The sequence below is a fragment of the Massilia sp. MS-15 genome, assembly GCF_020176695.1.
Lineage (GTDB): Bacteria > Pseudomonadota > Gammaproteobacteria > Burkholderiales > Burkholderiaceae_D > Telluria > Telluria hydrophila.
Window position 1 is genome coordinate 1 of sequence record NZ_JAIWIA010000088.1, and the last position, 1,015, is coordinate 1,015.

Genomic DNA, 1,015 nt, shown 5'->3' on the forward strand with positions numbered 1-1,015 from the left:
GCTGGCGATCCACAAACCTCGGATTTATTTGATAAGCGGTAGCATCGTCGGCCAGCATTTTCATGGGTAGAAGGCAGGCAGAGCTCGGCAATTCGCGTGGCCAAAATCCCGTTCTATCCACGGCAATGACTGTTCCGCCAATCGAAACTGTTTTTCGTTTCACGTCCGGCTTGATTGATGTGAATTATCTTCGCTTTCGTGCTAACGAAACATTCAGTGTAGTCATGGTTCACGAAGTCCACCTGAATGCTTTGGCTCATGGTGTCGTCTGTATACAAGGACACACAGTGCAGGCCGCCAGACTTGCCGAATGTAGTCGGGTAGCTGCAATGGACGCCAGGTACGCCACATAACGCGCCTGGTGGACGACCTGCTGGACGTGTCGCGCGTCACGCGCGGCCTGATCACCCTGGAGCGTGCCCCGGTCGGGATGCGCGCCGTGGTGCAGGAAGCGGTGGAACAGGTGCGCCCGGCGATCGAGGCACGGCGCCAGAAGCTGGCGGTGCACCTGCCGCCGTCCTGGGCCGCGGTGGAAGGCGACAAGGCGCGCCTGGTGCAGGTGGTCGCGAACGTGCTCGGCAACGCCACCCAAGTACACGCCGGAAGCCTGCGCCATCGACCTGCGCGCCGAGGTGCGCGGCAAGGGCGAGCGCGGGGCGCTGGTGATCAGCGTGCGCGGCGAGGGCATCGGCATGGAAGCCGAACTGACCGGCCGGGTGTTCGACCTGTTCGCGCAGGCGGCGCGCTCCTCCGACCGGTCACAGGGCGGGCTGGGCCTGGGCCTGGCGCTGGTGCGCAACCTGGTCGAGCTGCATGGCGGCGCGGTGGGCTGTTCCAGCCCCGGACCGGGCAAGGGCAGCACCTTCGTGGTCACGCTGCCGCTGCTGGAGGGCGGCGCGCCCGAGGCCACGCCCGAAGCGCCGGCCGGCACGGCGCAGCGGGGCGCGCTGACCGTGCTGATCGTCGACGACAATGTCGATGCGGCCGAAACGCTCGGCCTGGCACGAACCCTTGC

General features: G+C 65.7%; 1 protein-coding gene. It reads left to right on the forward strand.

Translation table 11 applies throughout. From position 1 onward, the window contains the following. Positions 1-632: 632 nt before the first annotated feature. On the forward strand, positions 633-1,015 hold a 383-nt coding region (locus LCI23_RS20545; RefSeq protein WP_374041197.1), incomplete at its 3' end, for an ATP-binding protein.